Origin of the sequence: Bifidobacterium sp. MSK.17.10 (assembly GCF_019129655.1) — a bacterium.
Taxonomy (GTDB): Bacteria; Actinomycetota; Actinomycetes; order Actinomycetales; family Bifidobacteriaceae; genus Bifidobacterium; species Bifidobacterium adolescentis.
Genome location: NZ_JAHOJD010000031.1, coordinates 1 through 978, shown reverse-complemented (window position 1 = coordinate 978; position 978 = coordinate 1). Strand labels below are relative to the sequence as shown.

Below are 978 nucleotides of genomic sequence, written 5' to 3'. Positions count from 1 at the left end.
ATTATACCAAATTCAACAAGAACTCTAACATAGGCGAAATCAAGCCAGAATGTACCCCACTGGCCATCTATAAAGAGAGTTTCTCCTAATTTGTCGAGATAATGTCCTGTTAGATTCACTCCATAGAGACGAATTGCCATTACGGAACCGATGAATCTATACGAAAATGTGCCGGAGATGATTTTTCCTATGAAGCCAGTCTTCCCGGTGAGATACAAGGAGAAAATGAGGATACCGATAATTGCAACAAGATATGGTGTGAATCGTAGTATTTTCTTTTTGAAAAAATCAGGCTTGTTAAAGAAGAGAATTAAGAGAGCGTAGATAACGAGCACAACGCAACCGGTGACGCAGTTCGGGAAGATGTAAAGAAATGCGCTTGAAATAGCTAGGATAGCTATGGAAATTGAAGAAGACAATTTGCTTATGTATATGAAACATATAATCGTGAATGCAAATTGAATTCCAAAATTGTTTGGCTGAAGGAAGAAGAAAGTATATCTAGTTCTATCTCCTGTGTTATATAGACTAACGTTTATAAATTTGATTTTTAAAGCTAGAAAATATGTTATAATGCATGAGGCTAAAATGATTGATTGTACAGTTAAAAATGTATTTAATAGCTTCTTTTTTGTGCTTTGTGTGGTAGCTGCGAAGAGAAGAAACACGATTAGTGTGGTGTCTCGAGTTAGTAGCCAAGTGTTAAAAGCGAATAAAAAAACAAGTATTAAGAAAAAAGATTTTTTTTGAAAGAGGACAACACTAGAGACTGCAATTATGCCTAAAAGTGTGATACTGGACTTGCTGAGGGGATCTAGAAAATCAAAATCAAGCAAATTGGCATATTTGTTTATTAAAAGAATTATAAAGCCAGCAATGATGATGATGTGACTTACTCGGATTTTGTATATATTCTCTATCGTAGTTTTCATGTATCTCATTCCAAGCTTGCGCGCAATGCTGCAATTCTCTCTAAGT

At 35.1% G+C, this 978-nt stretch carries 1 protein-coding gene; it reads right to left on the bottom strand.

Annotated elements, in window-relative coordinates:
- On the bottom strand, nt 1-419 hold a 419-nt coding region (locus tag KSX58_RS10275), incomplete at its 3' end, for a hypothetical protein (protein ID WP_217752139.1).
- Between the last annotated feature and the right edge of the window lie 559 nt (nt 420-978).